This is a genomic window from Tenacibaculum sp. IMCC1, assembly GCF_054906355.1.
Genome location: NZ_CM142818.1, coordinates 1100550 through 1116379, shown reverse-complemented (window position 1 = coordinate 1116379; position 15830 = coordinate 1100550). Strand labels below are relative to the sequence as shown.

The 15830-nt window shown below is 30.9% G+C and carries 16 protein-coding genes; 4 read left to right on the top strand and 12 right to left on the bottom strand.

What is annotated here, in order from left to right; genetic code table 11:
• Positions 1 to 39 precede the first annotated feature (39 nt).
• Positions 40 to 1686 (top strand): amidase family protein, encoded by a 1647-nt coding sequence (locus ACXIHB_RS05085; RefSeq protein WP_462099097.1) that lies wholly within the window; start codon positions 40 to 42, stop codon positions 1684 to 1686.
• Positions 1687 to 1732: 46 nt separating this feature from the next.
• On the opposite strand, the gene ACXIHB_RS05080 is transcribed toward ACXIHB_RS05085, so the two are convergent.
• Positions 1733 to 2836 (bottom strand): SMP-30/gluconolactonase/LRE family protein, encoded by a 1104-nt coding sequence (locus ACXIHB_RS05080; protein ID WP_462099096.1) that lies wholly within the window; start codon positions 2834 to 2836, stop codon positions 1733 to 1735.
• A gap of 67 nt (positions 2837 to 2903) precedes the next feature.
• Positions 2904 to 3479, bottom strand: coding sequence for a Crp/Fnr family transcriptional regulator (locus ACXIHB_RS05075; protein WP_462099095.1), 576 nt, complete (start codon positions 3477 to 3479; stop codon positions 2904 to 2906).
• A gap of 152 nt (positions 3480 to 3631) precedes the next feature.
• Between ACXIHB_RS05075 and rimO the strand changes: the two genes are divergently transcribed.
• Positions 3632 to 4984 (top strand): 30S ribosomal protein S12 methylthiotransferase RimO, encoded by a 1353-nt coding sequence (rimO, locus tag ACXIHB_RS05070; protein ID WP_462099094.1) that lies wholly within the window; start codon positions 3632 to 3634, stop codon positions 4982 to 4984.
• A 44-nt stretch (positions 4985 to 5028) separates the two neighbouring features.
• A complete protein-coding gene (locus ACXIHB_RS05065; RefSeq protein WP_462099093.1) occupies positions 5029 to 5787 on the top strand; it encodes a Dph6-related ATP pyrophosphatase in 759 nt (252 codons plus the stop codon).
• Here the strand turns inward: ACXIHB_RS05065 and ACXIHB_RS05060 are convergent.
• The 6 genes from ACXIHB_RS05060 to ACXIHB_RS05035 all read right to left on the bottom strand — a co-directional run bounded on the left by ACXIHB_RS05060 (position 5776) and on the right by ACXIHB_RS05035 (position 11403).
• The gene (locus ACXIHB_RS05060; protein WP_206337276.1) at positions 5776 to 6159 is read right to left on the bottom strand and encodes a DUF6122 family protein; all 384 of its coding nucleotides are present in this window, start codon (positions 6157 to 6159) and stop codon (positions 5776 to 5778) included. The genes ACXIHB_RS05065 and ACXIHB_RS05060 overlap by 12 nt on opposite strands.
• 4 nt (positions 6160 to 6163) lie before the next feature.
• Complete coding sequence (locus ACXIHB_RS05055) at positions 6164 to 6724, bottom strand: PAS domain-containing protein (RefSeq protein ID WP_437824201.1); 561 nt, start codon at positions 6722 to 6724, stop codon at positions 6164 to 6166.
• Positions 6725 to 6754: 30 nt separating this feature from the next.
• Positions 6755 to 7519, bottom strand: a complete 765-nt coding sequence (locus ACXIHB_RS05050; protein WP_462099092.1) for a TIGR02757 family protein — start codon at positions 7517 to 7519, stop codon at positions 6755 to 6757.
• Between the two features lies 1 nt (position 7520).
• Positions 7521 to 8072 carry a CPBP family intramembrane glutamic endopeptidase gene (locus ACXIHB_RS05045; RefSeq protein ID WP_299033257.1) on the bottom strand — a complete coding sequence of 184 codons (552 nt, stop codon included), beginning with the start codon at positions 8070 to 8072 and terminating at the stop codon, positions 7521 to 7523.
• A gap of 45 nt (positions 8073 to 8117) precedes the next feature.
• Positions 8118 to 8780 (bottom strand): ABC transporter ATP-binding protein, encoded by a 663-nt coding sequence (locus ACXIHB_RS05040; RefSeq protein ID WP_394421645.1) that lies wholly within the window; start codon positions 8778 to 8780, stop codon positions 8118 to 8120.
• An 88-nt stretch (positions 8781 to 8868) separates the two neighbouring features.
• Positions 8869 to 11403: a DUF5916 domain-containing protein gene (locus tag ACXIHB_RS05035; protein WP_462099091.1), complete on the bottom strand. Its 2535-nt coding sequence runs from the start codon at positions 11401 to 11403 to the stop codon at positions 8869 to 8871.
• Between the two features lie 243 nt (positions 11404 to 11646).
• Between ACXIHB_RS05035 and sucC the strand changes: the two genes are divergently transcribed.
• Entirely contained in the window at positions 11647 to 12843 is a 1197-nt protein-coding gene (sucC, locus tag ACXIHB_RS05030; RefSeq protein ID WP_462099090.1) for an ADP-forming succinate--CoA ligase subunit beta, read from the top strand.
• 168 nt (positions 12844 to 13011) lie between these two features.
• Here sucC and ACXIHB_RS05025 read toward each other — a convergent pair whose 3' ends face one another.
• The 4 genes from ACXIHB_RS05025 to ACXIHB_RS05010 all read right to left on the bottom strand — a co-directional run bounded on the left by ACXIHB_RS05025 (position 13012) and on the right by ACXIHB_RS05010 (position 15811).
• Positions 13012 to 14115, bottom strand: a complete 1104-nt coding sequence (locus ACXIHB_RS05025) for a toxin-antitoxin system YwqK family antitoxin (RefSeq protein WP_462099089.1) — start codon at positions 14113 to 14115, stop codon at positions 13012 to 13014.
• 139 nt (positions 14116 to 14254) lie between these two features.
• Entirely contained in the window at positions 14255 to 14605 is a 351-nt protein-coding gene (locus ACXIHB_RS05020) for a hypothetical protein (RefSeq protein WP_462099088.1), read from the bottom strand.
• A gap of 239 nt (positions 14606 to 14844) precedes the next feature.
• A complete protein-coding gene (locus ACXIHB_RS05015) occupies positions 14845 to 15333 on the bottom strand; it encodes a hypothetical protein (RefSeq protein WP_462099087.1) in 489 nt (162 codons plus the stop codon).
• A 4-nt stretch (positions 15334 to 15337) separates the two neighbouring features.
• Positions 15338 to 15811, bottom strand: a complete 474-nt coding sequence (locus ACXIHB_RS05010; RefSeq protein ID WP_462099086.1) for a hypothetical protein — start codon at positions 15809 to 15811, stop codon at positions 15338 to 15340.
• Positions 15812 to 15830: the final 19 nt, after the last annotated feature.

Below are 15830 nucleotides of genomic sequence, written 5' to 3'. Positions count from 1 at the left end.
AATTTTTATAATTACATTTGAGTATCAAATATTTGACCAATGAGAAAAGCTACTTTTTTATTATTAACTCTTCTATTTATAAGTGCATGTAAGCAAAAAGCTGTAAAGGTATATTTTAAAAGCTATGATGAATCATCAGAAATAGAAAAACAGCAAGATCACGAGAAAAAGAGAATGCAGTTTAAATTACTTCAGTCTCATTTTTTAGATTTAAATAAAGAACTCAAACCTTTTGAAAAGGAGCTATCAAGATTTTCAGAAGAAGAATATCAACAACTAAAGCCATTAATTTTAGAAAAAGATATTCCAACTATTCAAAAGAGCATAACAAATAAAAAACTCACGTACGAAAAACTAACATTATTCTATTTATATAGAATACGAAAGTTTGAAAGTGATAGTATAAAGTATTTGAATGCAATTATATCTCTAAATCCAAAGGTATTAGAAGAAGCAAGAGCAAAAGATAAAGAATCAAAAGAAGCAAATGAATTTTCCTTGAATGGAATTCCAATTTTGATAAAGGATAATATTGATGCCGCAGGAATGATAACGACTGCTGGAGCTGTAGCTTTACAAAACAACTCAACTGACAAGGATGCTTTTATTGTCAAAAAATTAAGAGAAGCGGGAGCATTAATTTTAGGAAAAGTAAACTTAAGTGAATGGGCATACTTCTTTTGTGAAGATTGTCCGTTAGGGTATAGTGCCACTGGAGGGCAAACCTTAAATCCTTATGGAAGAAAAGTTTTTGAAACAGGAGGTTCTAGCTCAGGAAGTGGAGTTTCTGTAGCAGCAAACTATGCCGTAGCTGCTGTAGGTACAGAAACAGCAGGGTCTATAACTTCACCATCAAGTCAAAACTCAGTGGTTGGATTAAAACCAACAATTGGTGTTTTAAGTCGCTCAGGAATTGTTCCGATTTCAAGTACGTTAGATACTCCAGGTCCGATTACTAAAAGTGTCGTAGACAATGTTATTTTATTTGAAGCGATGCTAGGAAAAGATAATGAGGATGCTGCTTCTTTAGAAATAGAAGATTTTAAACCTAAAGAATTACTTAATGAAAGCTACACAATCCAAGGAAAAAGAATAGGAGTGCTAAAACCTATTTTAACAGATTCTATTTATAAAGCAAGTGTAGAAAAGTTACAAGAAGCTGGTGCAGAAATTATAGAGATAACTCCACCAGAAATTTCGTTTGATGGATTTATTACGCTGCTAAATATAGATATGAAACATGATTTACCTGAATACTTAGCTACTCACGGAAACAAAAAGCTAACAGTGAAAAATATACAAGATGTGGTTGAGTTTAATAAAAAAGATTCTACAAAAAGAGCTCCTTACGGACAACAGCTATTTGAAGGAATAATAAAAGATACGACTAGTTTAGCTCAGTTAGAGGTGGTAAAAGATAGTCTAAGTTATAATGGAAAGAAATTTTTACAAGCTTTAAAAGCCCAAAATTTAGATGGTATTCTATCAATTAATAATTATCATTCTGGTATTGCAGCAGTAGCAAAGTACCCGACATTAACAGTTCCTATGGGATATAAAAACTCTGGAGAACCTGTTAGTTTAACGTTTATAGGGAAGCCTTTTACTGAAAAAGAATTATTGCAGCTAGGGTATGCTTTTGAGAAACTAACGAAAGCAAGAAAGACTCCAGTTGATTATCATTAATAGGACTACATATAAAATAAAAACTCCCAATTCGGGAGTTTTTATTTTAATTCTCTAATTTGTATTTTCCAATATAACCAGACACATCTCCGCCGAGATAAAGATATCCATCATGCTCTTCAACAGAACTAGCTTCTGACACAACTTTACCAGTCGTGTCATAATAAGTTTTTAAAATCTCTCCATCAGCACTCAAATGCATAATCATTCCATAGCGAGCTACTTTAGGTTGTAAAAATAGAGGAAGACCATATACTAACTTTTTTACAAGAGGTTTAGAGTGTATTTCATCTAAAGAAGAATCTCTTTTAGTTGAAAAACCAAGCCAAAAACTACCATCGGTTCTTCTAGAAACTCCATTAGGAAAACCAGGTAGGTTATCAAGAAAAATATCTGTTGTTCCTTTATTACTGCCTTTTAACCAGTATCTAAGAATTCTATATTTAGCCAAATCTACCATTAACACAAAGTCATCCTTTTGAGAAACCGCAACACCGTTTCCGAAATAAGTACCCTCTATAAGTGTTTTTACTTCTTTGGTTTTCGGATTGTAACTATAAAGACCTCCATCAGGTTTAGCTTCCATTAATAGTTTCCAAATATGTGTTCTACTAAAAGGAATTTTAGAAGAAGTATTGGTAAAGTAAATAATCCCATCAGAAGCAATGTCTACATCATTGGGGATAAGAAACTTGTTCCCGTTTTCATCTTCACTTGCTAAAGTGGTAATTTTTCCTTTTTTATCTACACTAATCAACCCTCTTTCTAAGTCACAAGCAATTAGATTTTGATTGCTGTCAAAATGTAAACCAGCAACCCAAGATTCCGTATTACAAAAGACAGAAACTTTTCCCGATGTGTCAATTTTTAAAATTCTACCATCTGAAAAGTCTGTTTCAGAAATATGAACTCCACAATATAGATTTCCTTGATTATCTACTGCAATATCCTCAGGCCCATACCAACCGTCTAAATCGATGTGTTGAGTTGAGCTTAGTAGTTCATTTTCATGAAGCGCGCCTACTAATTTAGGAGGTGTAGGAGGAAACCAAGCTTCTGGATTAATTGAACATGATTTAAAAGTAACACTGGTTATAAAAATGAGTAAGATTAATAATGTAGCGTATTTTACTAATGATGCAATTTTCATTGTATTTGTTTTTATAATTTATAAAGACAAAGAAAATGACAGTAATTTATTTCTATCTTGACAAATGTTAGGAAATAGTAACTTCTTTTCGAATCCTACTCAAAGATTCGGCAGCTATACCAAGAAAGCTTGCGATTTGGTATTGAGGAGCTCTTAAAACAATTTTTTTATCATAGTTTTTAATAAAGTCTAAGTACTTTTTCTTAGCCGATTTTGTTTGCATAGTTAGAGCTCTTTGTTGTGCACAAAGGTGATTTTGCTCAGCTAAAACTCTACCAAACTTCTCAAAGTTAGGAGATTCTTTATATAATTGAGTTAAACTTTCAAAAGAAATTTTATAAACTACGCTATCTTCAATAGCTTCTAGAAACTCAAGAGAAGGAGTTTGGTATATAAAACTATCAAAAACTGTTATAAACTGGTTATCGCAAGAAAAATAGGTTGTAAACTCTTTACCTTCTATATTTTTAAATGTTCTAAAAAAACCAGATTCAATAAAGTATAAACCCTTAGCTTTTCTCCCTTCTTTAATAACTAATGTTTTTGCTTTATACTCTTTTCTTTCTAATCGATTATAAAATATTTGAAACTCATTTTCAGTAAGTCCAATTAAGTCATGTAGCAATTTTTTGAGTTCGTTCATTTTTTAATAAAAGGTTAACGTAGTTTGTAAGCATACAAGTTTCTTAATAACGAAGTTACCGAAAACAAGGATAAGAATCAAACTAATTTTTAGGGGTTTAAAGTTAAAGAAGTTCAATTAAAACGTATCTTTGCACACCGAATTTTTATAGTATGCGTACCAAAACAACAAAACAAAACAAAATTAATGTAGTTACTTTAGGTTGCTCTAAAAACGTTTACGATAGTGAAGTGTTAATGGGGCAGTTAAAAGCTAATGGTAAAGAAGTGGTTCATGAAGATGAAAATGACGATGGAAATATTGTAGTAATTAATACGTGTGGTTTTATTGGTAAAGCCAAAGAAGAAAGTGTAGAAACTATTTTACACTATGCACAAAAGAAAGAAGAAGGTGAAGTAGATAAAGTGTTTGTTACGGGGTGTTTAAGCGAACGTTACAAGCCAGACTTAGAAGCTGAAATTACCAATGTAGATCAGTATTTTGGTACACACGATTTACCAAATTTGTTAAAAGTTTTAGAAGCAGATTATAAGCATGAGTTAATCGGTGAACGTTTAACCACGACTCCAGAGCATTATGCCTATTTAAAGATTGCAGAAGGATGTGACCGCCCGTGTTCGTTCTGTGCCATTCCGTTAATGCGTGGCAAGCATAAATCGACACCAATTGAAGATTTGGTTACAGAAGCAACGAAATTGGCAGAAAAAGGGATTAAGGAAATTATGCTAATCGCACAAGATTTAACCTATTACGGATTGGATATCTATAAAAAGCGTGCTTTAGCAGATTTATTAAAAGAATTAGTAAAAGTTGAAGGTATAGAGTGGATTCGTTTGCATTATGCATTTCCAACAGGTTTCCCTATGGATGTATTGGAAGTGATGAAAAACGAACCAAAGGTTTGTAATTATCTAGATATTCCGTTACAGCATATCAATACCGAAATTTTAAAGTCGATGAAGCGTGGTACAACGCACAAAAAAACGACTTCGCTGATTCATAAATTTCGAGAGGCAGTGCCAAACATGGCAATTCGTACAACATTAATTGTTGGATATCCGGGAGAAACTGAAGAGCAATTCCAAGAATTAAAAGACTGGGTAGAAGAGATGCGTTTTGAGCGTTTAGGAGCTTTTGAATACTCGCATGAAGAAAATACAGGAGCGTATGTTTTAGAAGACGATGTACCTGCGGATGTAAAGTTTAGAAGGGTGAATGAAATCATGGAAGTGCAGTCGCAAATTTCTTGGGAATTGAATCAAGAGAAAATAGGAAAGACGTTCAAATGTTTATTCGATAGAAAAGATGGAGAGTACTATTACGGACGTACCGAATTTGACTCACCAGATGTAGATAATGACGTAATTGTTGATGCTCGTGAGTATTATATCAAATTAGGAGAGTTTATCGATATTGAAATTTTTGATGCAGGTGATTTTGACTTGCACGGAAAACCAGTAGTAAAACAAGAAAGACCAGTTCCTTTAAATCAAAAGAGAAAATAAAATCAAACCTGCGCAATGCAGGTTTTTTTATGCATATTTGTCGCATGAAAAAAGCCTATTTTAACTGGAGTTCAGGAAAAGATTCGTCATTAGCATTGTATAAAATTTTACAACAAAAAGAATACGATGTACAAAAATTGATTACAAATGTAAATCAAGATTATCAGCGTGTTTCAATGCATGGTTTACATGAGGATTTACTGAATGCACAGGCTGAAAGCATTGGTATTCCGTTAGAAAAAATATATTTTCCAGCTGAGGTTACAATGGATTTATATAATCAAAGAATGAAAGAGAAGACTGCGGAGTTAAAAGAAGCAGGACTTGTAAATGGTATTTTTGGTGATATTTTCTTGGAAGACTTGAGAGCATATCGCGATTCGAAGCTACAAGAGGTTGGAATTACTGGTGTTTACCCACTTTGGAAACAAGATACAAAAGAATTACTTAGAGAGTTTTTAGATTTAGGCTTTAAAACAATTACTGTTTGTGTGAATGCAAAATTGCTAGGAGAAGAATTTGTAGGGAGAGTTATTGATGAAGGTTTTATTAATGAACTTCCTGATGGAGTTGATGTTTGTGGGGAGAATGGAGAGTTCCATACGTTTTGTTATGACGGTCCTATTTTTAAGAAACCTGTGGAGTTTGAAATAGGAGAGAAGTTATTGAAATCGTATACGTTACATAAAAACGATGATGACAATTGTTATCAAGATTCAAAGAAAACTAAGAAATCAGAAGAAACGACTACTAAAAACTATGATAGAAGTTTTTGGTACTGTGATTTACAGCTAAAAAAGTAATTTATTTATAGCTTCTAATAGTCTTTGAGCAGGAGCATTCTCTAGGCAAGAACTACAAGTATTGTACATAAACAAACAATCGATAAAGTCGGTTAGCATATGTAATAATAGCCCTAAGCCAATAATGTTGTATGGTCTTTTAAAAAAAAGTAAAATAACATACACTCCAATAGCATAGTAGGAATGAAATAGGTGAAACCCAAAACTACATCGGTTTGGGTCAAATATAGGGCTTGCTAATAAGTGATCTATATCTACTAGCATAGTTGCTAGTAGTGTTATAGCAACTTTTATCCAATTTTTTTTAAAAAAGAAGAAAGCGATAAAAACAGGAAATCCGAAATGTAAAAAATAATGGATGAATTGTTGCACTATGCTAAGCTATTTCTTTTTCTAAAGCTAAAAAATGAGTAACTTCTGTAGGGCTGTTTTTATATAAAGGAATGATATATAACTCACACTTGTAGTAGGACTTATCTTTTCTATAATTAACAATAATATCTTTAAAAGGTTTCCCTTTTAATAATTTATTTCTAATTCGTTTTCGAGTACTTTCTTTTGTCTTTTCTCCTTGAAAAAAACGTCCAGTTTTGTTAATAACAAAATCAATGTCATATCCAGTCATTTTAGAGAAGCCATCGTTAGCCCAAATAATTTTTTTTGTAACATCTGTTAATACAAGCGCTTCATAATAGTTCTCGTTTAAAATAGAAGTTATGTTATTTTTCCAGTTGTAGTTTTTACGTAAGTTTTTTAAAACATTAATATCATTAGAAACTGTTGAACTCATAAATAACTGTTGAATTCCCCAACTTAAAATATTTATACTTTTTTTGGAAGTGAGTGTAAGATTATTGGCTATTTTAGAATACTCATCATTAGTTAAGTTAGATGTATAAATATCAAGAGACATCATCTTGTCAAAACAGTTTTTCATACTAATATAATTTTTTGTAAATGTAAAAAATTAAAACTTTTCAAATACACCTAAACCAAAAAGGGCAAAATCATATTTCACAGGATCCTTTTTATCAAACGTTCTTAAAGTAAGATCAAGTTCTTGAATAGCTTTCCAATCATTTTGCTTCCTGGTAAGTATTTTTAGTTTTCTGGCAATATTTCCTGTGTGAACATCTAACGGACAATGTAAGTGTGCTGACGAGTGTGTTTTCCATATGCCTAAATCGACTCCAGTGGTATTATCGCGAACCATCCAACGTAAAAACATATTAATTCTTTTAGATGCAGAGCCTTTTAAAGGGTCAGAAACATGTTTTAGAGTTCTTGGTTGATGAGGGATTTCAAAAAAAACTTGTTTGAAACGATGTATAGCATGTTGGTAATTATCTGCTTTATCTTTTGGTTTTAAAACAGCTTCTAATCCCCCATGATTCTGATAGATGTTTTTTAATGCCTGAACAAAGAACTTAAAATCATCGGCATTAAATGTTCTGTGTACAAATCCGTCAAAATTAGCTAAATCTTCTTCAGAATGATTGAGAACAAAATCATAAGGAGAATTTCCCATTAAATCCATCATTTTATGGGAGTTGTTAATAATCATTTTACGATTTCCCCAAGCAATAGTTGCTGCAAAAAAACCAGCAATTTCAATATCTTCTTTTACTGAAAATTGGTGTGGAATTTGAATAGGATCACTATCAATAAAATCAGGATTATTATATTGTATAACCTTTTCGTCTAAAAAATCTTTAAGCTCTTTATTGTTCATGCTATGCTAAATCTCCTGCAAAACTAAGCAAAACAAAGAAAGCATTATAGCAAGCGTGTAATAACATACTCCATCTTAAGCCAAAACGAACTCTAATAAATCCTAAATAACCGCCTAAAATAGTTTGCGGAGCTACTAGTATTGGAGCTAATAAAAGTACGTTGGTGGTAATACCAAAATTGGTTAAGTGTACCAAACCAAAAAGTATAGCAAAGACATAGAAACTTATTTTAAATGTTTTCTTACGATGAAATAAAGTAATGGGAGCTCTAAAAAATAATTCTTCAAACAAAGGAGCCAAAATAATTGCTAAAAAAGCAATAAACCATTTAGGGTGTTCTTTCAATAATTCTTCCATGGCATGTTCATTCATATTTACCCAACCCAATTCTTGAATAAGGATAAAAAGAGGAGATAATACAGCACCTGTTATAATACTTATAACAAGTAAATGAAAGAATTTTTGAAATCGATATGAAATATCTTGGTTAGTATCTTTTTCTAAAACAGGATTTTTTAAATAGGTAATGAGCTCTTGAAAAGTTTCTTTCATGGAATTGATTTATTAGTTAGTAGCAAGAAACTTTAAATAGTTACACTATTCAACAATAATTCCGTCTTTCATTGTAAGTGTTCTATCAGCCATTTTTGCTAATTCTTTGTTGTGTGTAACTAATACAAACGTTTGGCCAAACTCATCACGTAACTTAAAAAACAGTTCATGTAAGTTTTTTGCTGAGGTTGAATCCAAGTTTCCAGAAGGTTCATCTGCAAAAATAACAGAAGGTTCGTTAATTAAAGCTCTAGCAACAGCAACACGTTGTTGCTCTCCTCCAGAAAGCTCGTTAGGTTTGTGGTTTTCTCTATGTGATAATCCTAAAAAGGCTAGTAATTCTTTGGCTCTTTTTTCGGTTTCTACTTTTCCTTTTCCTCCGATAAAGGCAGGAATACAAACGTTTTCTAAGGCAGTAAACTCTGGTAACAACTGATGAAATTGAAAAATGAATCCGATATGTTTATTTCGGAAAGCAGAAACTTTTATATCGTTTAAATCTTTTATAGAAACACCATCGACCAATAATTTGTAGCTCTGATTTTTTAAAGGCTTATCTAAAGTTCCTAAAATTTGTAATAAGGTTGTTTTTCCTGCTCCTGACGGACCAACAATAGCGACGATTTCTCCTTTTTTTATATGAAGATCAACGCCTTTTAATATTTCTACCTCTCCGTAATGTTTGTGGATGTTTTTAGCAACAATCATAGTGTTATTTTCTTAGTACGAATGTATAAAAAAGAAATCAGATAAACTTTAGGGTTTACCTGATTTCAAATAATAAATGAACGAGTATTTAAATTATGTTTTTGATGTTGTTGTAATCGATAAAATAAACCAATCGAACAGAGAATCTATGCTGCATACTTTGGTCAAAAAGTTTTGAGATGTTGTCTTTAAAATCAATATTAGCCGGAGCAAAATCATGATCAGGCCTTATTGAGTTTCTGTAGAAAAAAATCAATTGACTACCAGGAGCAAATTGCCATTGATAGTTCAAATCTAAGTTCCAACTATTAAAGTTTTTATCGTGTTCTCCTTGATAATTATTTGAAACAAGTTCACCATTATCTTCATTCAAACTATAAAATAGACCTAAATATGGAACTTTACTCCAATTATGTCTAAAAGATAACGACGCTGCTGATTTTGTACTAAATGTGTATTTTCCAGTTAATGAATTGTCATAAGTATCCCAATCTCGTTGCCCGAAAATAATATGATCTTTTAAAGGAGCTAATAAAGGTTTCTCTTCTACATCATCTTTATCAATCTTTGTAACATACCCCTGACCGTTATTGGTTTTGCCATATCTAAAACCATAAATCAAAGAAAACTTATTAGTGAAACGATATCTAGGAGAAATTCTAAACCCATAATCTTCTTTAGGGTTGTTTTTGTAAAAAGTATAATACCAATCGTAGTCTATTGCAAACTTTTTTCTATAATCAGTAGACCCCCAATGATTTACATTTAGCCTTTCAGGTCTGTTAAAAAAAACTCCACTAGTAGTTCCTTGTCTAGGTTCAAAAAAATCTTTTCGTTCTGTGCTATAATTCAAGTTTCCTCCAAAACTGAATCGCTTTTTTGTATCAGCGCCAAAAGATAAACTAACATTTGTACCTACATACGTTCCTGGATTGTGTAAGAAGTTAATATCATAAAAAACATTAATTCTATAATTATTGAATATTCCTTTAGGTTTTAATAATCGATAGCCAACAAAACCATAAATAGCTTGTTCGTTGTTGCTAAAAAGAATCCCCATATCGTTAGGGTTGTAGTCTTTATTTTCAAAATTATATCCAATTTCTCCACGCCAATTCCCTGAATGTTTACCTATACTGGTATCGAAAGTGTACCCCGTATTAGGGTTGTCTTCATCGTCAGAGATACTACTCATTTTAAAACTTCCGTCTATATTATACCTACTTTTTTTATCCTCAACATGCCATAGAAGTCCAGTCACATTAGCATCTCTATATCGTCCATCACGAGTTACATTGGTGTTAATTAAGGTAATAGATGAGTTTTGATTAAACTGTTGGTCTAACACTATAATATTGTAATTAGAAAACGGATTAACTGTACTTTTATAAGTACTTACATTGCTAATAGTATCTAATCCATTAATTGTTTGCTTAGTTCTTTCAACAGTGGCTTCTGTTTTTTCAGTAATGGCATTAAAGAATCCTATTCCTAAACCACCTTTGGTTCTTCCAGATATTTTTATGGCGTTTAGCATTTGAACTTTATCAGGAACATCTATAACTTCATCATTTATTTTTTTTCCATTAATAAACTCATCATCGTCTTTTCGTTCGTTAGAAAATTGATCTATTGGTCGTCCTCCAATTCTTCTTGAGTAAAACAAATTACCTTTACTAAATAGTTCAGTTCCTTCAGTAAAAAACTGACGTTGTTCTGTAAATTGCTGTTCAAAAGGCCCTAAATTTAAGGTAACATTGTCAAAACCTACTTGGCTGAAATCAGGAATTAAAGTAGCATCTAAGGTAAAGTTTTCGGTAATACCATACTTTACATCCATTCCTACACTCCAATCAAAGTCAGTATTTCCATCTTTAGTGGTCGTAGTTGCCGAGGCATACGGATAAAAGTTTAATCGGGTAGGAGGTTTTATATTGGTGAAGTTTTCATATAAACCATCATATTGAGTCCAATTCCCTTGTTGATTATCAATATGGTTCCATGTAAATTGAGCATTTAAATTGAGCACTTTTCTGTGGTAATTGATTCCCCATGATTGAACAGGAGTATTAGCAAAACGCAAAGCTCTATAAGGGATTTTCATTTCTACAACCCAAGAATCTTGATTAATACTAAAATCGCTATCCCATACAGCACTCCAGTTAAAATCTTCATTTCCGTTAGATACTTTTGAGTCTGCTTGGGCTCCTGAACTGGTTACTATAAACTCAAAAGGATTTTGTCCGTCATCGTTAGGGTTAATAGTTATTAAAAAGAAATCGCTGTTACCAATATTGTCTCTGTTAGTAAACTCTGCAGGTATTTTAGATGGTTCAGGATCGTACATTTTAGCACAGATATAAATAGCATTATCATCGTATACTAATTTTACTACTGTTTTATGGGTGTCAGGTTCTGCTCTTCCGTTATCAGGACGCAACATTACAAAATCTTTTGCGGCTGGAGTATTTTTCCAGGCAATGTCATTTAATTTTCCGTCAATTTTTGGAGGGGTATCTACACGTACTACATTTAGTTTTTTTCTGTTTTTATTAATGGTTTGGGCGGTTGTAACTTCAATAAAGAAGAAACAAGTTATAATAAATGCTAAAATCTTAAGCATAATTTATTGATGTATAGTGTTAGTTGTCGCGCTAAATTATTATGATTTGGATTAATAAATCATAAAATCATGTTAATTACAGTAAAAACGTGTTAAAAAAAAGAGTGTTAAAAGTTTAAATGTTAAAAAAATAGTAGAATGAAAATTAAATAAAACTTGATTTAATTATAAATTAAAGTACAAATTATAAGGTATTATAAATTGAATTTGTATTTTTGTTCGACTTTTAAAAATTCATATCTAATGAACTTACACGAATATCAAGGTAAAGAAATATTAAGCAGTTTTGGCGTTCGTATTCAACGCGGAATTGTTGCAAATACTCCAGAAGAAGCTGTTGAAGCAGCAAAAAAATTAACAGAAGAAACAGGTACTGGTTGGCACGTAATCAAAGCTCAAGTACACGCAGGTGGTCGTGGAAAAGGTGGAGGTGTTAAGTTAGCTAAAAACTTAGACGAAGTAAAGAGCATTTCTGATGATATTTTAGGAATGATGTTAGTAACTCCTCAAACTTCAGCAGAAGGAAAGTTAGTTAACCAAGTGTTAATTGCTGAGGATGTATATTATCCTGGTGATAGTGAGCCAGATGAATTTTATATGTCAGTTTTATTAAACCGTGCTACGGGTAGAAACATGATTATGTACTCTACTGAAGGAGGTATGGATATTGAAACTGTGGCAGAAGAAACTCCACACTTAATTTTTACAGAAGAAATTGATCCAGGAACAGGATTATTACCTTTTCAAGCTCGTAAAATTGCTTTTAACTTAGGTTTAAGCGGTGGGGCTTTAAAAGAAATGGTAAAATTTGTTACTGCTTTATATACTGCATACATCAAGTCTGATTCTTCGATGTTTGAAATTAACCCAGTATTAAAAACATCTGATGATAAAATTATGGCAGTAGATGCTAAAGTATCGTTAGATGAAAATGCATTATACCGTCATAAAGATTATGCTGCAATGCGTGATTTACGTGAAGAAAACCCAATTGAGGTAGAGGCTAAAGCTGCAGGATTAAACTATGTAGATTTAGATGGTAACGTTGGATGTATGGTAAACGGAGCTGGTTTAGCAATGGGAACTATGGATTTAATTAAGCAAGCAGGTGGTGATCCAGCTAACTTCTTAGATGTTGGTGGTACTGCAGATGCACAACGTGTTGAAACTGCTTTCGGAATTATCTTAAAAGATCCTAACGTAAAAGCTATCTTAGTAAACATTTTTGGAGGAATCGTTCGTTGTGATCGTGTTGCTCAAGGTGTAGTAGATGCTTATAAAAATATGGGAGACAAAATTAATGTGCCTATTATTTGTCGTTTACAAGGAACAAATGCTAAAGAAGCAAAAGAATTAATAGACAATAGCGGAATGGAGATAATCTCAGCTACTGAGTTCCAAGAGGCTGCTGATAAAGTAGGAGAAGTTTTAAGCGCTTAAAACTTTTTAATTAATTCTTAGTAATATATTAAAAAACCTCACTGTTACAGTGAGGTTTTTTTTGTAGGTGATTAATGATAGGAACAGAGTTGATATTTTGAGTTAGTACGTTTTTTGAAAAACGTCTTGATGTTTTACTGAAAAGACCTTGACGTTTTTACAAAAACATCAGGGTCTTTTTTTATAAATGTTTTCTTTTATTATTTTTCCTTTTTTGTCATACATTTTGTGTTTGATAAGCTCACCTAAGTCATTCCATTCTTTTTCCGATACTCTTTTACCTTTAGTTGTTATTAATTCTGATTTAAGTTTACCTTTTGAATCGTAATACTTATTTATTTTCTGTTTTGACTTTTTATCAAATATAAATTCTTGCCACTTATTTCCATTAGGAAGATACCAAACACTGTACAAGGTATTTCCTTTTTTGTCAAATATATATTGCTGCCAAACATGTCTTTTAGATAAAATTTCAAAGGCTTCTTTTTTGGTTACATTATTTAAATCAGAATACACACTTACTGAAAGATGAGATACTGGGCTACTTCGCCAAATATTTGTTGTGTCAATATTGATACTTTTTCTAAATTTTTCAAATTTAATTAGGTTTCCTTGTTTTGAGTACCATTTAAAAACTCCATTTTTGTAACCTTTTTTGTAATTCTGAAGACTTTGCAATTTACCATTAGGATACCACAGTTTTCTTTCTCCGTTTAACTTTTGTCTTTTATAAAATTCTTCTAATTGCTTATTTCCATTTTCATAGAATTCGATTCTTTTTCCGTTATATGACTCTTCTATTATTTCTTTATCAAATAATATTTGCAATCTTTTTTTTAAGGTTGTTTTGTTTGGAAAACTCAAGTTTTCATATCCGTCATAACTTTTTATTCTAGTTGAACGTGTACAATATCCAGTTTGTAACTTTTTTGTTTTTTTATTTGTATAACCAAAAATCATCCATTCATCACCAATCCTTTCTCCCAAATCACAAGAAGTCCAACCTTTAAGAAGTTCATTTGAACCAGTAACAAGAATGTTTTTAAGTTCTTTTCCTTTGTATAACTCAATAATGTTAAAAGAGGTTGAATGAACTAAAAATTCTGGTTTTTTGTTTTCTGTATTTTTTATATCGGTTATTTTTACGTGAGCTATAAAGTCATACTCATTTAAATCGTTTTGAGATTTAAAATCAGGTTTTGGTTCACAAGAACAAGAGTAAGTCTTGATTGTAGAAAATAATAAAATAATGATTGTTAATTTGAATTTCATAGTTTATATTTTTTAAATGTTATTGATATATGAAAACAAGATGGTTTATACCAATTTTTCTTAGAAGATAACAGTTAAGAACTAAAACAGGGTTTAGCTCTTAACTATTATTTTTATATACCGTGTTATAATTTGTATTTTATTCGATATTTTCCCAATCTAATTTTACTTCTCTTATCAGAATTTTATTGTTTTTAACTTCAGCCTTATCAATTAAAAAAAATGTTTCTGCACCTAATAATAGTTTAAAAGATTCTTGCCCACCTATTTTGTCTAAAATCTCTTTAGTAAGTATGATTTCTTTATTCTTTTTAAGAAAACTTTTATCTACTTCAAAAATGATACTTTTATTGATTTGTGAAATAGCATCATCAAAATCGTGGTAATCGGAATAGTTTAAATTGAATAAAGCCCTCTCAAAATTATTCTCTTTAAAACTATAAAAATAAGAGTATTTATAAATAGTGGTATCTTTTTGTATTCTACCCACTGGAAATATTCTAGTTGATTCGGATTTTTCAAAGAGTATGAATAATGTTTCACCTTTTAAATCTTTAGTATATCTATTTGTAATCGTACACCCCAAATTTATAAGACTGTAAAAAACTAGAAAGATATGACTCTGTATTTTCATAATTAGTTAGGGTAAGTTTTTTGTTAAACAATGAAAGTAAGTATTTGAGGTATTGGTTAACTCTATGCTTTTAGAATTTACAATACATTTTTTTCTTATTCTTCACTGTTAAGATCCAAAAGATAAACTTCTTTTACAAGAATCAAATTGTTTTCTATCTCGCTTTTATCTATCAAAAAAACTTTTTGTTTATCTAAAATTATGTCATAGAGCCCTTTCAGTCCTATTTTTTTAATTGTCTCGTTATTAATAATAATATCTTTGTTGTTTTTTAAAAAACTCTTACATAATTTAAAACTCAGCATCTCTTCTTTATTGTCAAAACTATCAAAATCTTTGTATTTATTGTGTACAAGGCTAATTTCTATTTGTTTCTTATATCGATTCAAAAAGAGATAGCTATACTTTTCTCCATATTCTTTAATTTTTCCGACAATAAAAACATCTTTTGTTTTCTTAAAATTATCATCTTCTTTATCGAAATAAATAAAAGCAATATTATTATTGTTTATTTTTTCAATATTCTGACTAAAAATATTGCTGTAATTTAATAGGAAAACAATTACATAGATTATTTTTTTCATAATTTTAGTTGTTACAGTTTTTTGTGAAGTTTCTACTTATAGAATTATACTGCTGGTATATAAAATACTTCACATCATTATTTTTTACTTCTTTTAAAAAAGATTCTGTATCATGTAATCCCATTAAGGAAATATTATTAAAAAATTCAATCCAGCTCCAAGGATGGTCACTGCTCAAAGGACCATTTAAGGTCTGAGAAATATTATAAAAATTATAATCAGATACATAATCAATATTACTTTGTGGTATTAAATCGTCTCTAACCTCAGTAAAAATTTTTGATAATGTTGGTACCATGTAATCGAACATAAACTCGTGTTCTTCTTGGGCTGTGGCACAAGTGCCATCGAAATATTCTTTTATGAGTTCTTCAAATTCTAAGTTATTTAAATGCTCAATAGTTATGCCAGCATTACAATCTTTTCTTTTAACACTTAAAAAAGCATGGATACTTTCATGTACAATGGTTTTAGCCATTAAAATATTAGAGAGTTGC

Excerpts from the sequence above, each read along its gene's own strand:
- ACXIHB_RS05085 (WP_462099097.1), top strand. The coding sequence starts at position 40 with ATGAGAAAAGCTACTTTTTTATTATTAACTCTTCTATTTATAAGTGCA.
- ACXIHB_RS05080 (WP_462099096.1), bottom strand. The coding sequence starts at position 2,836 with ATGAAAATTGCATCATTAGTAAAATACGCTACATTATTAATCTTACTC.
- ACXIHB_RS05075 (WP_462099095.1), bottom strand. The coding sequence starts at position 3,479 with ATGAACGAACTCAAAAAATTGCTACATGACTTAATTGGACTTACTGAA.
- rimO (WP_462099094.1), top strand. The coding sequence starts at position 3,632 with ATGCGTACCAAAACAACAAAACAAAACAAAATTAATGTAGTTACTTTA.
- ACXIHB_RS05065 (WP_462099093.1), top strand. The coding sequence starts at position 5,029 with ATGAAAAAAGCCTATTTTAACTGGAGTTCAGGAAAAGATTCGTCATTA.
- ACXIHB_RS05055 (WP_437824201.1), bottom strand. The coding sequence starts at position 6,724 with ATGAAAAACTGTTTTGACAAGATGATGTCTCTTGATATTTATACATCT.
- ACXIHB_RS05050 (WP_462099092.1), bottom strand. The coding sequence starts at position 7,519 with ATGAACAATAAAGAGCTTAAAGATTTTTTAGACGAAAAGGTTATACAA.
- ACXIHB_RS05045 (WP_299033257.1), bottom strand. The coding sequence starts at position 8,072 with ATGAAAGAAACTTTTCAAGAGCTCATTACCTATTTAAAAAATCCTGTT.
- ACXIHB_RS05040 (WP_394421645.1), bottom strand. The coding sequence starts at position 8,780 with ATGATTGTTGCTAAAAACATCCACAAACATTACGGAGAGGTAGAAATA.
- ACXIHB_RS05035 (WP_462099091.1), bottom strand. The coding sequence starts at position 11,403 with ATGCTTAAGATTTTAGCATTTATTATAACTTGTTTCTTCTTTATTGAA.
- sucC (WP_462099090.1), top strand. The coding sequence starts at position 11,647 with ATGAACTTACACGAATATCAAGGTAAAGAAATATTAAGCAGTTTTGGC.
- ACXIHB_RS05025 (WP_462099089.1), bottom strand. The coding sequence starts at position 14,115 with ATGAAATTCAAATTAACAATCATTATTTTATTATTTTCTACAATCAAG.
- ACXIHB_RS05015 (WP_462099087.1), bottom strand. The coding sequence starts at position 15,333 with ATGAAAAAAATAATCTATGTAATTGTTTTCCTATTAAATTACAGCAAT.
- ACXIHB_RS05010 (WP_462099086.1), bottom strand. The coding sequence starts at position 15,811 with ATGGCTAAAACCATTGTACATGAAAGTATCCATGCTTTTTTAAGTGTT.